Origin of the sequence: Mesorhizobium sp. M8A.F.Ca.ET.207.01.1.1 (genome assembly GCF_004794715.1) — a bacterium.
Taxonomy (GTDB): Bacteria; Pseudomonadota; Alphaproteobacteria; order Rhizobiales; family Rhizobiaceae; genus Mesorhizobium.
This window is the reverse complement of record NZ_SRUS01000001.1, coordinates 799,256-816,022: the sequence shown is the minus strand read 5'-3', so window position 1 is coordinate 816,022 and position 16,767 is coordinate 799,256. Positions and strand designations below refer to the sequence as shown.

Here is a 16,767-nt window from a genome sequence, read left to right as displayed (position 1 = left end):
TGCAGCCAAGAGCAATCGAGGAAAAGCCGTATGGTGCTTTCCCGTCGTGAATTGCTTGGAAACGAAGCTTTGGGGGGCCAGCGATTCTTTTGGACGCTGGTCCGCTCCAGGTCACATCGGTCCGGGCATCATCTTGGTCGGTTTCTCCAGCATCGGAAACTCGGCCTTGTTGCATTTCACCTTCGGATTCGTCGGGCTGAACATGCCGTTCGGATTGTCGTCGAGCCAGGCGTGAAGATCGTAGTGTACGAACTCCCTTGGAATAAGCGGATAGTGTCCCTCCATCGGACCCATGAAGGTTTGGCCAAACAGCTTCGGCGGCGCCTTGATGTCCGGGGTTAGCGGCACCAGCCATTCCACGCCGACCAGCTTCAGGCCTTTCTTGGTCGGCTCATAGATCAGGACGTTGGGCTTCATCGGGTCGAGTTTCTGGCCGACGCTCGGGACGTTGACGAAATGGATGCCCATGGCGCCCTTCGGATAGTCCATGGAGCCAGGTATCTTTTCGCCGCTGTAGTAGACGCAGCCGACGGTCGACAGATAGAGATCGCGGACGGCGGCGGTGTAGTCCTGATATTTGACAAGCGATTTCTTCAAGGCCTCGATGTCGGCCTTGTTGGCGTCCTCGGCATGAGCCGCAGCGAGGCTCAACCAGGCACCTACAACACTTGTCAAAGCGAGGACGCCGTAGCGTCCAAGGCTGATTGTTCTTGTCATGCATTCCTCCCAGATTTCATGATCTGGCCGTGCAAGACCGAGGCGGAAAGTGCTGATTTCGCGGCCAGTTGTACCGCCTCATCCCCTCTGGAACAGCATCGATGCTATTCCTTTCCATGACCGCGGGAAAGCTATTATTTAGAATTAGCTAATTTTCCAGTACCACACTGAAGGGGGTCGAGTCCGCGCAACAAAAAACGGCCCCATGTGGGGCCGCTTCGCATTTCTTGCCGAACAATCAGGTAAGCGGCGAAAGCTGGATCTCGACGCGTCGGTTCTGGGCCCGGCCCTCGGCCGTGGCATTGGAGGCGACGGGTCGCGTCTTGCCGAAACCGGTGACGGCGAAGCGACGCTGATCGACGCCCTGACCGGACAGGTAGTTGGCGACCGCCAGTGCGCGGCGCTGCGACAGATCGAAATTGTGCTGGTCGCCACCGGTCGAATCGGTGTGGCCGAAAACATCGACCGTGGTCTGCTTGAACTTCTTCAGCACCAGGGCGACGGAATTAAGCACCTGGTAGAAGCCGGGCTTCACCGCGTCCTGGTCGGTGTTGAAGGTGATATCCGATGGCATGTTGAGGATGATCTGGTCGCCGCTGCGGGTAACGCTGACGCCGGTGCCTTCGAGCTGCCGGCGCAGTTCCGCCTCGTTCTGGTCCATAGTGGCGCCGATCGCACCGCCGGCCAGCGCGCCGATGCCGGCGCCGATCAGCGCATTGCGGCGATCATTGCCGCCGGCAAGCAGACCAAGGCTGGCGCCTGCAAGAGCGCCAAGACCGGCGCCCGCGGCGGTGTTGGAAATCTTCTGGTCGCCTGTATACGGATCGGTGGTGGTGCAGGCAGTCACGAGCAGAGCCGTCGCCATAACGACGAGCACGGTCTTTTTCATAGAATGGTCCCTCTCCAAGTCACGCCTTACGATGGCGCCAAATCAGCCCTTGGCGCGACTTGTACCATGAAATGCGGCGAAAAACGGAACGGGAAAAGTGGCCGTTGCAGCTTTTCCCCGGAGCCAGTTGCGTGACGAAGCGCCATCACGGGCTACCAGAGATTCTTGCCGTCGATGACCACCACTTCGACCTGGTCGAGATCGAAATCGTCGAACAGCCGCGAGTTGACGCTGATCTTCGGATTGTCGAAATCCGGCTCGCCGGTCGACCAGTCCGGCGTTTCGGTGAAGGTGCCGCAGCCGCAGGTGGCGCAAAACCCATGCTTTATGGTCTTTGAACCCCATTGGTAGAAGGAAACGTTCTTCTGCGGCGTGATGAGCTTGAACTGCGATGGCGTATAGTAGGCCCAAAGCGAGCCGCGTTTCGAGCAGAACGAACAGGTGCATTGCGTCACCGTTTGCGGCGCCTCCGAGACCTCGAATATCGTCGCCTTGCAGTGGCAGCTTCCCTTGATGGCCATGAAGTCTTCTCCATTGTCCACCGCCCATGCGGCAGGGCAACATAAAGAAGCGCTCCTGGCAACTGCCTGTCAGCATGCTCCATCGCGACTGAGCATCGTCATCGTTCGAAGCGACGATGCACTTGCTTTGTCAGTACGAGCGTGGCGGCACGAACAGGCAGATGGTCTTGCCCGCGTCGAGACCCGCCTGATGCGCGCACCAGTGGAATTCGCCGTCGGGGCTGTCCTTCACGCGCCTGTCGGTCATCGGGACCACCTCCCCTGTCCCGGCGATCACATAGCCTTCGGGTTTCTCCAGCACCTCGCCCGAATGGGTCGTGCGGCAATCGTAGTTTGCACAGCAAGCAAAGGGATAACTCCAGCCCTGCGGCAGGACCGGGCTGGGCTTGGCATCGTGGGCCAAGGCAGGCGCCGTCAGCGCCGCCATCGCAAACAAGGAAAACAGCAGCCGGCCGGCCGGATGAACGGCTTGGGCCGATCTAGACGAGGCAGCAGACATCGAAACATTCCTTTCGAGCATCAAGCGTTGCGCTTGCCCGTTCCCGGAACGTGTCTTCCCAGTGGCCGTATCGTCAGCTCGCAGATATGCCGCGTCCGGCCATAAATGCTTCTGTTACAGCCCGAATGCTGGGCTGATTCCTTGGTCGGCGCAAGAAATTGCTTCGGCTACGGTGCAGCCGAGCGCCGATAAGTCAGCTCTAAAGGGTGCGCCGGCTTGGTAAACAGAAGGTTGACATCGCCGGGTCTGCAAGATGGCAGTCAACGAATTCCGGGACTGATTGGTTCCGGCTATGCGTCCGGGACGGCGTGCTCTTCCTATTGCGGCGGGTCGTCGGCGATGGTGAACCACGGCGCCTTGGAGCCGACTAAATATGCGCCGTCGGCCGAATCGTTGGATCGTCAGCCAGCGTGCCCATGGCGACGTGGACATAGGCGCCGTCGCAGACGAGCGAATAGAGCAACAAGCCGGAACGGCTGCAATGCGTATCATGGCTGCTCTCGTCGCCGAAATGGATCAGCCTGTGGGGCCCTTCGGCAAGGGTGCACTTATCCCGTTCGATCCCCGCCTCAAGATATGCCGGATTCTAGTCCAGATCCGCCACCGCTTCTCCCGCGCCGCCCTCGATGCGTTGCGAAAGCGAGGCTTCCATGAAGTCGTCGAGGTCGCCGTCGAGCACACTCGACGGGCTTGTGCTTTCGACGCCGGTGCGCAGATCCTTGACCAGCTGATAGGGCTGCAGCACGTAGGAACGGATCTGGTGACCCCAGCCGATATCGCTTTTCGAGGCCTCGGTCGCGTTGGCGACCGCTTCGCGCTTCTTCAGCTCTTCCTCGTAGAGGCGCGAGCGCAGCATCTCCCAGGCCTTGGCCTTGTTCTTGTGCTGCGAGCGTTCGGCCTGGCATGCGACGGCAATGCCGGTGGCGATATGGGTGATGCGCACGGCCGAATCGGTGGTGTTGACGTGCTGGCCGCCCGAGCCGGACGAACGATAGGTATCGATGCGCACGTCGGATTCGGAGACGTCGATCTCTATCCTGTCGTCGACGACAGGATAGACCCAGACGCTGGAGAAGGACGTATGGCGGCGCGCATTGCTGTCATAGGGCGAAATACGCACCAGGCGATGGACACCGGATTCGGTCTTCAACCAGCCATAGGCATTGTGCCCTTTGATCAGCAAGGTGGCGGACTTGATGCCCGCCTCTTCGCCGTCATGCACTTCCAGCACCTCGACCTTGAAGCGGCGGCGCTCGGCCCAGCGCGTATACATGCGCAACAGCATCGAGGCCCAGTCCTGGCTTTCGGTACCGCCGGCGCCGGCATGGATTTCGAGATAGGTGTCGTTGGCGTCGGCCTCGCCCGAGAGCAACGTCTCGACCTGGCGGGCCTTGGCCTCGCCCTGCATCGAACGGATCGCGGCCTCAGCCTCGGCGATGACGCCTTCGTCGCCCTCTTCCTCGCCGAGCTCGATCAGGCCGATATTGTCTTCCAGCGCCTGCGTCAGGCCCTTGACCGCCGCGATGCCTTCCTCGAGGCCCTGGCGTTCGCGCATTAGCTTCTGCGCTTCCAGCGGTTCGTTCCAGAGGCTGGCGTCCTCGGCTCGCACGTTCAGGTATTCAAGCCGCTTTATGGCCTGATCCCAGTCAAAGATGCCTCCTCAGCAGGGTTATCGCCTGCCTGATCTCGTCGACAATATTCTGCGTTTCCGCGCGCATGGCCTGATATTTTGTCCTGTTGCTGAATGACGCTTCGGTCGGCGCGATACATAGGGACGGTGCCGCCATGTGTAAAGCGAAATGGGCCAGCCCGAGGCTGACCCATTTGGACGTTTGAATTCGTCAGTAAAGGCCGCCGCCGCCGTCCTGGATGGCCTGGTTGGCCTGCGGCGACAGGGCGCCGCCGGAAGCGTTGGAGCCATCGGCGCCCATGCCGATCACCCAGTAGCTGTCGGCGGGGCCGGTGCCCGGTTTGAAGGCCTCGATGATGGTGCCGGGATCGCCCGAGGATGCGCGCATGCCGGTCTTGCGGTTGATGGCGATCAGGTTCATGCCGTCAGGCACCTTGAAGTCGACATTGGGCGTGCCGTCCAGCGCCACGCGCATGAAATCCTTGAAGATCGGGGCCGCAAGACCACCGCCGGTGGCGCCATGGCCAAGGCCGCGCGGCGTGTCGTAGCCCATGTAGAGGCCGACCACGAGGTTCGGCGTGAAACCGATGAACCAGGCGTCCTTCTCGTCGTTGGTGGTGCCGGTCTTGCCGGCGATGTGACGGCCAAGCTCGCCGATGGTGGCGCCGGTGCCGCGCTGGACGACACCTTCCATCATCGAGGTGATCTGGTAGGCGGTCATCGGATCGAGCACCTGCTCGGAATTGTCGACCAGTTCCGGCTCCGGCTGGTTCTTCCATTCAGGCGCGTTGCAGCCTTCGCAGCCACGCTCATCCTGCTTGAACACCGTCTTGCCGTAGCGGTCCTGGATGCGATCGATCAGCGACGGTTTGATCGACTTGCCGCCATTGGCCATGATCGAATAGGCCGAAACCATGCGCATGACGGTCGTCTCGCCCGAACCCAGCGCCATCGGCAGATATGGCGCCAGATGATCATAGACGCCGAAGCGCTCGGCATATTCGACGACCAGCTTCATGCCCATGTCATTGGCAAGGCGCACCGTCATCAGGTTGCGCGACTTCTCGATACCGGAGCGCAGCGTTGCCGGACCGGCGACCGTGCCGTCATAGTTCTTCGGCGTCCAGGTGGTGTTGCCGCTCTGGATGGTGATCGGTCCGTCCATGATCACGGAGGCCGGGGTATAGCCATTGTCGAGCGCGGCCGAATAGACGATCGGCTTGAACGAGGAGCCCGGCTGGCGCATGGCCTGGGTGGCGCGGTTGAATTCGGACTGCGAATAAGAGAAACCTCCGACCATGGCCAGCACGCGGCCGGTGTGCGGATCCATCGCGATCAGGCCGCCTTCCACCTCGGGAACCTGGCGCAAGCTGTAGGCATTGTCGGAACCGTCGTTCTTCTGGACGAAGATGACGTCGCCGGGCTTCAGCACGTCGGCCGGCGATTTTGCCTTGACCGTCTTGCCATCGACCAGATGGCGCATGGCGAAACCCATGTCATCCTTGCTGACGGTGCCTTCGACGCGGTCCTTGACGATGTCGCCCGACGCCTGGCGCGCGGGCTGGAGGCCGATCGACAGGCCGGATGCCGAACTGTCGAGCACGACGGCAAGCGACCACTCGGGAACGTCTTCCAGTCCCTTGACGGCACCCAATGGCACACCCCAGTCGCCGGAGACGTCGATCGTCTTCACCGGCCCGCGATAGCCGCGCAGAGTATCGTATTTCATCAATCCGTTCTGCATCGCCTTGCGGGCAATAAGCTGGACCTTCGGGTCAAGGGTGGTGCGAATCGACAGCCCGCCCTCATAGAGCGCGTTCTCGCCATAGCGGGCGATGATCTGCCGACGAACCTCCTCCGTGAAATACTCGCCGGCGAAAAGGTAGGAGCCGGTGCGGCGCGGAGCAACGCCAAGCGGCTCGGCCTTCGCCTTCGCGCCCTCTTCGGGCGTAACGTAACCGTTTTCGACCATCTGGCCGATCACCCAGTTTCGCCGTTCAATTGCCCGGTCGGCGTGCTTGAAGGGATTGTAGTTGGCCGGACCTTTCGGGAGCGATGCCAGATAGGCGGCCTCGGCCACGGTCAGCTCGTTCACCGATTTATCGAAGTAGGTCAGTGCCGCACCGGCAACGCCATAGGCGTTGAAGCCGAAGAAAATCTCATTGAGATAGAGCTCAAGGATACGATCCTTGGAATAGGCCTGCTCGATGCGAAACGAAAGGATGGCTTCCTTGGCCTTGCGCTCCAGGGAGCGCTCGTTGGTGAGCAGGAAGTTCTTGGCAACCTGTTGGGTGATCGTCGAGCCGCCCTGCATGGGGCCACCCGAAACGTAAGTCATCACCGCTCTGCCCAACCCGGTAATGTCGACACCAGGGTGGCTGTAGAAGTTCTTGTCCTCCGCGGACAGGAAGGCAGCCTTGACGCGATCCGGGATGGCCTGGATTGGCAAATACAGGCGCCTTTCTCGTGCATACTCCGCCATCAGCGCGCCATCCGAGGCATGGATACGGGTGGTCACTGGAGGCTCGTACTTGGCCAGCACTTCGTAGTCGGGCAGATCCTTTGCCACATGGCCGATGTAGAGGGCAACGCCCGCCGCGGCCAGGAGGGCCAGCGTCGTGCCGATGCCGAAGAAATAGCCAATGAGACGAATCATACCCGCTCCAGTCCTTGGTTCGGGAATTTCCTAAACGAAGCCGCCTTCCACGCAAGCTTTCGAGCCGGTCCCAATCCGTAATCGAAAACCCATGTCGCCACCATGTGGACAAAATACGGCAGGGCCGCGTTTCGAGGCCGCAAGCCTGAAATAAAAGCACCGGGTGTTATCATCCCGCAAGGCCGCCTCTGGTTGCAGGCGCCGCGGGCATCGTCAACCTCCGGTTCCAGGCCCGGCGCGCGCGGAAGCGAACAATGCGACGGCGTTGGTGATGCTTTGCGCTGCCTTGCCGCGCCACTCGGTGTCGAGCAGTTGCGCCTCGTCCTTGGCGTTGGAGAGATAGCCGAGCTCGACCAGCACGGACGGCACGTCCGGGGCCTTCAGCACCTTGAACCCGGCCGAACGCTGCGGATTGTTGATAAGGCCGACGCTTGTCGAGAGCTGACCGACCAAAGTATGGGCAAAACTCATCGAGAAAGTGTGCGTCTCGCGCCGGATCAGGTCGATCAGGATGTCGGTCACTTCCTTGTTGTCGTCCTTGATGACCATGCCGGCGAACTGGTCGGACAGGTTTTCACGGTCGGCAAGCGCCTGTGCTTCCGGATCGGAAGCCTTGTCGGAGACCGTATAGACAGTGGCGCCGCGGATGCCCTTGACGCTGATCGTGTCGGCATGGATCGAAATCAGCAGATCGGCCTCATGCTGGCGGGCGATGCGCACGCGGTCGTCCAGGCGCAGGTATTCATCGGTATCACGGGTCATGAAGACATCGTATCTGCCGACCGCCGCGAGCTTGTCGCGCAGTTCCGTGGCAAAGGCCAGCGTGACGTTCTTCTCGATGGTGCCGTTCAGGCCTTCGGCACCGCCGTCCACGCCGCCATGGCCGGGGTCGATGACGACGGTGAACCGGTGGCCCGGATTGGAGACAGGTCCGGTGCCGACCCGGCCGCCCTTGTCGGTCGAAACCGTGGAACCGGTGGTCAGCGCCTGGTTGGCAAGGGCGGCATCAAATTCACGTTCGGAGGCCGCCGACATGTCGACGGCAATGCGGAAGCCGGTTCCGTCCTCATTCTTGAGCACATCGAGCTTGTCGACGGCGAACGGTCCCTTGCCGGTCAGAATCAGCCGCGCGACGCCCTCGCCGAGTTCGCCCAGCCGCACACCCTTGACCAGGCCACGCGGCTTCAAATCCTTGGCATCTACGGCAAATCGGGTGTTCGCAAGATCGATGACAAGGCGATTGGGCCCGCGCAGCAGGAACCATTTGACGTCAGGCTCGCGATCGAAATCCATGACGATGCGCATCTTGGTGGCATCGCCGGCCATTTTGTAGCCCCTCGCCACAAGCGTCGTGTCGGCGGCGCTGGCAAGCGTGGAAAAGGCAGACGAAAACACCACCAATAACACGAGGCAGAAAACACGGAGACTCTGGCCGCCAACACGACATCCCTTGTCTGTGAAGTCCGCCAGTCCCATCTCTCTTCCAGTCGCTCCCGGTTTGGCGCCCGGCGCCCGTTCATTTTATCGACGCGCCGGTCAGGCCGCGAATTCGATTAACGATTGGTATCCAGAGAAGGTTAACCAAGCCTTTTCATGCAAGGTTCGGACCAGGCTTACGCTACGGAACCACTTTTTGCCGGCATCGGAAATCGGGGTTGCCTTCCAACCCGCCAAATCATAAAAGCGATGGTGGATCACTGCAATCCTGGAACCGCCCTCCTCCGCAGCTTCCTGCTACAGGGTCAGATGAAAGGCGGCTCCTTTCGCTTCACGCGAAAAGGCTTCAGGTGATTGCGACGAATTTCGCAGGTGTGCTCCCGTGGCGGGGGAATCGCCTGCGTGAGGAAAACGGCCGGGTTGTTCCCGCGCCGGCTCTGTATGAGCAAACAAGCTGGTCCGGTTTCCGGGCTTTGGTTCAAAAGGTTCTGCTGGTGACGATGGCTTCAAGCGCAATCATGGAAACGTCCGCATCAAACCGCGCCAATATGGCTGCGGGCGGCACCGCCATGACACGCAGGCACCGTCCGGCGGACGTTCAATTATCCGGCACCCACTCTCATCCAGACACACAGCAGCGGGCTTTGCCCCGCCAGCTGCGGCTGACGGCTGCCGGGGGGAAACGAAATAATGCCCAACAAAATGCTGATAGACGCCTCCCACCCGGAGGAAACACGCGTTGTCGTCGTACGCGGTAACCGTATCGAAGAATTCGACTTTGAATCGCAGGACAAGAAGCAGCTCAAAGGAAATATCTACCTCGCCCGCGTAACGCGCGTCGAACCCTCCCTTCAGGCAGCCTTTGTCGAATATGGCGGCAACCGTCACGGTTTTCTCGCCTTCAGTGAAATACACCCCGACTACTACCAGATTCCGGTCGCCGACCGTCAGGCACTGCTGCGCGCGGAAGCGCAGGAGGCCGAGGACGAAGAGAACGAGGACGGCGAAGGCGACGATCGCCAGAGCCGGGATCGCGGGCGGCGCGGTCGCCGGCGCGGCGGCAAGAGCCGCGACCGTGGTGAAAACAGGCGCGATGCCGGCACGGCCGATTCCGGCGAGGCAAACGAGGCCGCCGGCGAGACAGACGAAAACAACGACAATGGCGCGGATGCCGTCGCCGAGGACATGTCCAACGTTTCGGGAACCATGGAACCCGATGCCTCGGAACACGCCGGTGCATCCGAACGTGACGGTGCATCCGAAGCTAACGGGGCATCCGAAGATAACGGGGGTTCTTCCGAACAGGATGAAGGCGAAACCAGCGACGGTGGCCCCAAGTCGATCGCCGCCTCCGTCGAAGGCGACGTGATTTCCGAACCCGTGCCGCAGGCGGAACAGGGCAGCGAAGCCACTTCCGCCGACAATGACCGCGGGATGCTCGAGGAAGTATCCTCTTCCCATCCGGACGATCATGAGATCGAATCGGTTGGCGCCGAGGATGCGCTCGAGGAAGTGCGCAACCGCCGCAAGCCGGTGCGCCGTCAATACAAGATCCAGGAAGTGATCAAGCGCCGGCAGATCCTGCTGGTGCAGGTCGTCAAGGAAGAGCGCGGCAACAAGGGTGCAGCGCTCACCACCTATCTGTCGCTTGCGGGCCGCTATTCGGTGTTGATGCCGAACACGGCGCGCGGCGGCGGCATTTCGCGCAAGATCACCAGCGCGGTCGACCGCAAGCGCCTCAAGGAGGTCGTCGCCGATCTCGAAGTGCCGCAAGGCATGGGCGTCATCCTGCGGACCGCCGGCGAGAGCCGCACCAAGGCGGAGATCAAGCGCGATTACGAATATCTGATGCGGCTGTGGGAGAACGTGCGCAATCTCACGCTCCAGTCCACCGCCCCTGCCCTCGTCTATGAGGAAGGCAGCCTGATCAAGCGTTCGGTGCGCGATCTCTACAACAAGGATATCGACGAGATCCTGGTTTCCGGCGACGAGGGCTACCGCGAAGCCAAGGACTTCATGCGCATGCTGATGCCGAGCCACGCCAAGGTGGTTCAGCCGTTCCGCGATACGACGCCGATCTTCGTGCGCAACGGCATCGAGGCGCAGCTCGACCGCATGCTGCAGCCGCAAGTGACGCTGAAGAGCGGCGGCTACATCATCATCAACCAGACCGAAGCGCTGGTCGCCATCGACGTCAATTCGGGACGCTCCACCAAGGAGCACTCGATCGAGGACACCGCGCTCCACACCAATCTGGAAGCGGCCGAGGAAGTCGCCCGCCAGCTCCGGCTGCGCGATCTTGCCGGCCTGATCGTCATCGACTTCATCGACATGGAGGAGAACCGCAACAACCGCTCCGTCGAGAAGCGGCTGAAGGATCACCTCAAGAACGACCGCGCCCGCATCCAGGTCGGCCGCATCTCGCATTTCGGCCTGATGGAGATGTCGCGTCAGCGCATCCGCGCCAGCGTGCTGGAATCGACCATGAAGCCATGCCCGCATTGCGGCGGCACCGGCCATGTGCGCTCCGATTCGTCGGTGGCGCTGATGGTGGTAAGGGCGATCGAGGAGTTCCTGCTCAAGGATTCGCGCAGCCACATCACGGTGCGCACGCCGGCCGCGACCGCGCTCTACGTGCTCAACCACAAGCGCGGCACGCTGGTGGAACTGGAAAGCCGCTTCGGCCTGACCGTCACCATCGAGGCCGACGATACGGTTGGTGCCCAGCACTACGCGATCTTCCGCGGCGCGCTGGCCGAAAAGCCGGAAGGTTTCGTCGAGGCGCGCAGCCTGCCGGCCTATGTCGAGCCGGAAGAGCCCGAGGACGAGATCGTCGTCGCCGAGGAGGAGGACGAAGCGCCGGTACAGGCCGAGCAGCCACGGCACGCCCAGCCGGCGCAGCATCAGCAGCCCAGATCCGGCGAGGAAGGCGAAGGCCGCGACCGCAAGCGCCGCAAGCGTCGCAGGCGGCGCGGCGGCAAGGATCGCGACCGCGAGCATGGAGCCCCGACCGACGGCGCGCCCCATTCCACCTCGGAGGACGGCCTCTCTGCGTCGGAAAGCGCAGCGGACCATGACGATGCCGAGCTGGACAACGAAGCTGCGGTCGCCGCAACGGAGACCGTCGAAACGGCGGAAGCATCCGACGATGGCCAAGGCAAGAAGCGCCGGCGCGGCAAGCGCGGCGGCAAGCGCAACCGTCGCGAAGACGGTGAAGGCGAGACGGAGGCGGCAGCCGGCGAAACGACCGAGCCTGCCGAGGCTGACGCTTCGCTAAGCGAGCCTGTGTCGATCGAGCCGGTGGCTGCGGCGGCCGCCGAAGAGCCGGCGGCTACTGTGAGCGACGAGGTGCCTAGCACCGAAAAGCCAAAGAAGCCGCGGCGCGCAGCCAAGCCCAAGAAGGCAGCCGCCGAGGCTGTGGCCGAGGAGCCGACCGCGGAAGCAGCCGTTCAGGCAGCCGCCGCGACGCCAGCCACGGCATCGGACGAGGCAGCGGTCGCCGGGGAGACACCGAAGGCCCGGCCATCACGCCGCAAGGCGGCAGCCGCCGATACACCTGTCGTACCGGTGGTTTCCTCGACCGTCGCCGATGAGCCGGAAGCCAAAGCCGAATCCGAAGAAAAGCCCAAGCGTGCCGGCTGGTGGCAGCGGAAAGGCTTTTTCTAGGCTTTTCAAATTCTTGAATTGATTTTCTGACAAAAAGAATCCCGCGCCGATCGAAACGAACGGCGCGGGATTTTTCATAGCCGGCAGGTCGTGATCGCTATGGCGCGAAGATCGACCAGTTCATCATCCTGGCGAGCTTTTCCAGCGCGATCGAACCCAGCTTGGAATTGCCGTTGGCGTTGAGGCCGGGCGACCAAACGGCAAGCGAGGCGACCCCCGGCACGATACCCAATATACCGCCGCCAACGCCGCTCTTGCCGGGAATACCGACGCGGAAGGCGAAATCGCCGGAGCCGTCATAGTGGCCGCAGGTCAGCATCATGGCGCCGATGCGCCGCGCCCGCTCCGCCGACACCACCTGATACCCGGTCGCCGGGTTCTTGCCGCCATTGGCGAGGAAGCGACCGGCCATTGCTAGTTGCCGGCAGCTCATGGCGATGGCGCAATGATGGAAATAGACGCCCAGCGCCAATTCCGGCGCATGATGGAGATTGCCGAAGGATTTCATGTAATTGGCGAGTGCGAAGTTGCGGTAGCCGGTGGCCCGTTCGGAAGCCGCGACCTCGCGGTCGATGATGATGGTCTCGTCGTCGCAGAGGAACTGGATGAAGCGCAGGATCTCGCCGATCGCCTCGCGCGGCTGGTGGCCGGCAAGGAGGATGTCGGAAATGACGATAGCGCCGGCATTGATGAACGGATTGCGCGGAATGCCGTTCTCATGCTCGAGCTGGACAATCGAGTTGAACGGGTTGCCGGACGGCTCGCGCCCGACCCGCTTCCACAGCGCGTCGCCGACATTGCCGAGCGCCAGCGTCAGGGTAAACACCTTCGAGATGCTCTGGATCGAAAAAGCCTGGTCGGCATCGCCAGCCACCAGCACGCCGCCGTCATTGGTGACGGCCGCGATACCGAATTTCTTTGGATCGATCTTGCCCAGTTGGGGAATGTAGGTCGCGACATCGCCGCGATCGGTGCGTTCAGCCATTTCCGCCGCGACTTCCGCCAGCGCCTGTTCGAGCTCCGGCATGGCGCTACCTCAACCAGCGTTCGATGCGCGCCATCGCCTCGACCATGTCGTCGTGGCTGCCGGCATAGGAAAACCGCATCGTGCGGTGGCCCGCCCGGGTGTCGAAGTCACGGCCGGGCGTCGCCGCCACATGCGCCTCGGCCAGCATCTTGCGGGCAAAGGCCATGCTGTCATTGCTGTGCCGGGTGACATCGCAAAAGGCATAGAAGGCGCCATCCATGGGCGCCGCCAGGGGAAAACCCAGCTCCGGCAGGCGCTTCATCAGAAGCTCGCGATTCCAGGCATAGCGCCGCTTCACCGCTTGCAATTCCTCGGTTGCGGCAAAGGCCTCGATCGCCGCGATCTGCGACAGCTCCGGCGGCGAGATGTAGAGGCTCTGGGCGATGCGCTCTACCGGCCGCACGAGGTCTTCCGGCAACACCATCCAGCCGATGCGCCAGCCGGTCATGCAATAGTATTTCGAGAACGAGTTGATCACCGTCACGCTGTTGCTAAAGGCGAGTGCCGTGGTGTCTGGGGCGCCATAGGCCAGCCGATGATAGATCTCATCGGAAATGACGGCGATGCCGAGGGATTCCGCCGTGGTGACCAGGGCCGCCAGTTCATCGGCCGGTATGACGGCGCCGGTCGGATTGGCCGGACTTGCAAACAGCACGCCCTTCAGAGGCTTCTCCCGATGCGCGGCCTGTAGATGGCCGGCATGCAAATAAGCCGCGTCGCCGAGCTCGATTTCGACCACGTCGATGCCAAGGGCTGCCATGATGTTGCGATAGGCGGGATAGCCGGGCGCGGCGATGGCGACCCGGTCGCCGGGATCGAACATCGCCAGGAAAGCGAGATTGAAGGCCGCCGACGATCCCGTGGTCACCGCGATCCGGCCAGGGTCGACATCGAGGCCGTAGTGATCCGCGTAATGCCCCGCGATCGCTTTGCGCAGCGGGGCCAGGCCCAAGGTGTCGGTATAGCCGATGCGTCCAACCTCCAGCGCCTTGGCCGCGGCGGCGCGAACCCCGACAGGCGCCGGATCGGATGGCTGGCCGACCGCCATGGAAATCACCGGCACGCCCTGTGCCTTCAGCCGGTTCGCTTCGGCCAGCACATCCATGGCGTGGAACGGCTCGACATTGCCGCGATGGGAGAGCGAAATGACCATTTTTACCCCTGTTGCGAGGATTGAGCGCGCCAGGTCCTGACGCATGCGCCGCACAAATGCCCGATTGATGTGAGGATCACAAGTTGAGGAAGTTTTTCAGGCGCCGACTTTTCATCTTTCGCCCGCTCGTCTACCAGTGGACACATTATGTTGAGCCGACCCAGATCGACGATTGCCCGGGCAGCGCGTGTCTTCGCGACGATCTCGCTTGCCGCCGCGGTTGCAGTGGCCGGTTCGGTGACCGCCTTCGCCCAGGGCGTGCCAGTGGTACGCGACGCCGAGATCGAAGCTCTGGTACGCGATTATGCACGGCCGATCTTCAAGGCGGCCGGGCTGGCGAATGACGGCATCGACATCGTGCTGGTCAATGATTCCAGCTTCAACGCCTTCGTCACCGGGCGCCGGCTGTTCATCAACACCGGCGCGCTGATGACGGCTGAAACACCGAATGAAATCATTGGTGTCATCGCGCACGAAGCCGGGCATATCGCCGGCGGCCACCAGCAGAAACTGCGAGACCAACTCGAACGCGCCAAGACCATGGCCATCATCGCCACCTTGCTCGGTGCCGGCGCCATGGTCGCCGGCGCGACGACAAACAGCCGCGGCCTTGCCGGGGCCGGCATGGGCGTGGCGGCTGGCGGCGGCGAGATGGCGCAGCGCAGCATCCTCGCCTATCAGCGCACCGAGGAAATCACGGCCGACCGCTCGGCTATCACCTATCTCAATGCCACCGGCCAGTCCGGCATGGGCATGCTGAAGACCTTCCACCGCTTCCAGACCGCGCTGTCGCTGTCGGGCGCGCAGGTCGATCCCTACCGGATCAGCCATCCGATGCCGCAGGACCGCATCGCCAATCTCGAGGTGCTGGTCAAGCAGAGCCCCAATGTCGACAAGCTCGACGCGCCGACGCTGCAGCAGCGCCATGACATGATGCGGGTGAAGATTGCCGTCTACATGGAAGGCCAGGCCGCCGCGGCGCGGCTGATACAAAAGATGCGCGGCGGCATGGCGGCGCTATACGGCGATGCCCAGTCGACCTATCTCTACGGCAACCTCGACGCGGCGCTCGCCAAGACCAACGCCCTGATCAAGGCGCAGCCCAAGAATGCCTACTTCCAGGAACTGCGCGGCGATATATTGATGAAGGCGAACAAGCCTGGGGATGCGGCCGACGCCTACGCCAAGGCTGTCAGCCTCGATCCGGCACGGTCCGGCCTGCTGCCTGTCTCGCTTGGCCAGGCGCTGATGGCGGTCGGCACGCCCGACTCGCTCAAGAAAGCTGTCGTGCAGATCAACAATGGCCTGGGGCGCGACAAGGAAAACTCCACCGGCTATCGTTATCTGGCGCAGGCTTACGGCGAGCTGGGAGACATACCGGGCGCCGAGCTTGCCACCGCCGAAGGCCATTTCTATTCCGGTAACTACAAGGATGCGAAGATCTTCGCCATGCGGGCGCAACAGCAGATGAAGCGCGGCGAGCCGCGCTGGATACGCGCCCAGGACATCATAAACTACAAATCATCAGGCAAGAGCCAGTAAACTCATGAACCCTCCGGCCGTGTGCTGCGACACAGCCAGACCGGAAAACAGGCAGAAGGAACGAGAACGATGAAGAAGGCACTGCTGCTGTGCACCACGGGGGTTGCGGTCGCCCTTGCCATGCTGGCTTTCGGTTTCGTGGCCGGCAATCCGCAGGTTGCGAAGGCCGGAACGGCGCAGCCTGCCCAGACGGCGCAGCCTGTCCAGACGGCGCAGCCTGTCCAGACGGCGCAGCCTGCCCAGTCGGCCGTGGCCGATACCAAAATCGACCGCGCCGAGGTCGAGGGAATCATCCGCGACTATCTCCTGAAGAATCCGGAAGTGCTGCTCGAAGTGCAGGACGCACTCGAGGCCAAGCAGAAGGAGGAGCAGCGGCTCGCGGCGCTCGGCGTCATCAAGAACGCCAAGGACCAGATCTTCAACTCCACCTTCGACGGCGTCGTCGGCAACCCGAACGGCAAGGTAACGATCGTCGAGTTCTACGACTACAATTGCGGCTTCTGCAAACGCGCCATCGAGGATATGCGGGCCCTGACCAAGTCAGATCCGGATCTGCGTTTCGTGCTCAAGGAATTCCCGATCCTCGGCCCGGATTCGCAGAAGGCCAGCGTCGTTTCGATGGCGTTCCACCTGATGATGCCGGAGAAGTACGGCGAGTTCCACAATGCGCTGCTCGGCGGCCAGGGGCGCGCCACCGAGGCAACCGCGATCAAGATCGCACTTTCGCTCGGCGCCGACGAGGCGACGCTGCGCGAGAAGATGAAGGACGCGTCGATCCCCGAGGCCTTCTCCAAGACTTACGACCTTGCCAACAAGCTTCAGATCACCGGAACCCCTTCCTACGTCGTCGGCAACGAGGTCGTGTTCGGGGCGCTCGGGCAGGAAGTGCTTGCCGAAAAGATCGAGGCGGCGAAAGCCGCGCTTTGACCGGCGAGTGGTTTTCTTCACGGGCACGTTTCGGCCTGTTGTGGACAGTGAAAGAACGCACTTGCGCTCTTTCCGCGGGCGACTATGCCCGGTATAGAGGCCC

The 16,767-nt window shown here is 62.3% G+C and carries 12 protein-coding genes; 3 read left to right on the top strand and 9 right to left on the bottom strand.

From position 1 onward, the window contains the following. Positions 1-111: 111 nt before the first annotated feature. The 7 genes from EN850_RS04175 to EN850_RS04145 form a co-directional block, all read right to left on the bottom strand. Positions 112-717 (bottom strand): hypothetical protein, encoded by a 606-nt coding sequence (locus EN850_RS04175; protein ID WP_127869402.1) that lies wholly within the window; start codon positions 715-717, stop codon positions 112-114. 238 nt (positions 718-955) lie between these two features. Continuing rightward, on the bottom strand, positions 956-1,606 hold the full coding sequence (locus EN850_RS04170) for an OmpA family protein (RefSeq protein ID WP_015318025.1): 651 nt from the start codon (positions 1,604-1,606) through the stop codon (positions 956-958). A 152-nt stretch (positions 1,607-1,758) separates the two neighbouring features. Next, the gene (locus EN850_RS04165; protein ID WP_127279144.1) at positions 1,759-2,127 is read right to left on the bottom strand and encodes a GFA family protein; all 369 of its coding nucleotides are present in this window, start codon (positions 2,125-2,127) and stop codon (positions 1,759-1,761) included. 130 nt (positions 2,128-2,257) lie between these two features. Next, complete coding sequence (locus EN850_RS04160) at positions 2,258-2,626, bottom strand: hypothetical protein (RefSeq protein WP_127279145.1); 369 nt, start codon at positions 2,624-2,626, stop codon at positions 2,258-2,260. A 586-nt stretch (positions 2,627-3,212) separates the two neighbouring features. Next, positions 3,213-4,344 (bottom strand): peptide chain release factor 2 gene (gene prfB, locus EN850_RS04155; protein WP_127279146.1). Its coding sequence is split into 2 segments (ribosomal slippage): positions 3,213-4,277 and positions 4,279-4,344, totalling 1,131 coding nucleotides; the frame shifts between segments, so codons are not numbered across the junction. Positions 4,345-4,467: 123 nt separating this feature from the next. Further along, positions 4,468-6,912, bottom strand: coding sequence for a penicillin-binding protein 1A (locus tag EN850_RS04150; protein WP_127869405.1), 2,445 nt, complete (start codon positions 6,910-6,912; stop codon positions 4,468-4,470). A gap of 213 nt (positions 6,913-7,125) precedes the next feature. Next, positions 7,126-8,388, bottom strand: coding sequence for an N-acetylmuramoyl-L-alanine amidase (locus EN850_RS04145; RefSeq protein WP_136090678.1), 1,263 nt, complete (start codon positions 8,386-8,388; stop codon positions 7,126-7,128). Positions 8,389-9,039: 651 nt separating this feature from the next. Here EN850_RS04145 and EN850_RS04140 point away from each other — a divergent pair. After that, positions 9,040-12,015: a ribonuclease E/G gene (locus tag EN850_RS04140; RefSeq protein ID WP_135864234.1), complete on the top strand. Its 2,976-nt coding sequence runs from the start codon at positions 9,040-9,042 to the stop codon at positions 12,013-12,015. A gap of 97 nt (positions 12,016-12,112) precedes the next feature. Here the strand turns inward: EN850_RS04140 and EN850_RS04135 are convergent, their stop codons facing one another. Further along, positions 12,113-13,042: a glutaminase gene (locus EN850_RS04135; RefSeq protein WP_135880264.1), complete on the bottom strand. Its 930-nt coding sequence runs from the start codon at positions 13,040-13,042 to the stop codon at positions 12,113-12,115. Positions 13,043-13,046: 4 nt separating this feature from the next. After that, entirely contained in the window at positions 13,047-14,195 is a 1,149-nt protein-coding gene (locus tag EN850_RS04130; RefSeq protein ID WP_136090677.1) for an aminotransferase class I/II-fold pyridoxal phosphate-dependent enzyme, read from the bottom strand. A gap of 147 nt (positions 14,196-14,342) precedes the next feature. Here EN850_RS04130 and EN850_RS04125 point away from each other — a divergent pair, with 147 nt between their 5' ends. After that, positions 14,343-15,737: a M48 family metalloprotease gene (locus tag EN850_RS04125; protein ID WP_136090676.1), complete on the top strand. Its 1,395-nt coding sequence runs from the start codon at positions 14,343-14,345 to the stop codon at positions 15,735-15,737. Between the two features lie 69 nt (positions 15,738-15,806). Beyond that, positions 15,807-16,664, top strand: coding sequence for a DsbA family protein (locus EN850_RS04120; protein ID WP_136090675.1), 858 nt, complete (start codon positions 15,807-15,809; stop codon positions 16,662-16,664). The last annotated feature ends 103 nt before the right edge of the window (positions 16,665-16,767 follow it).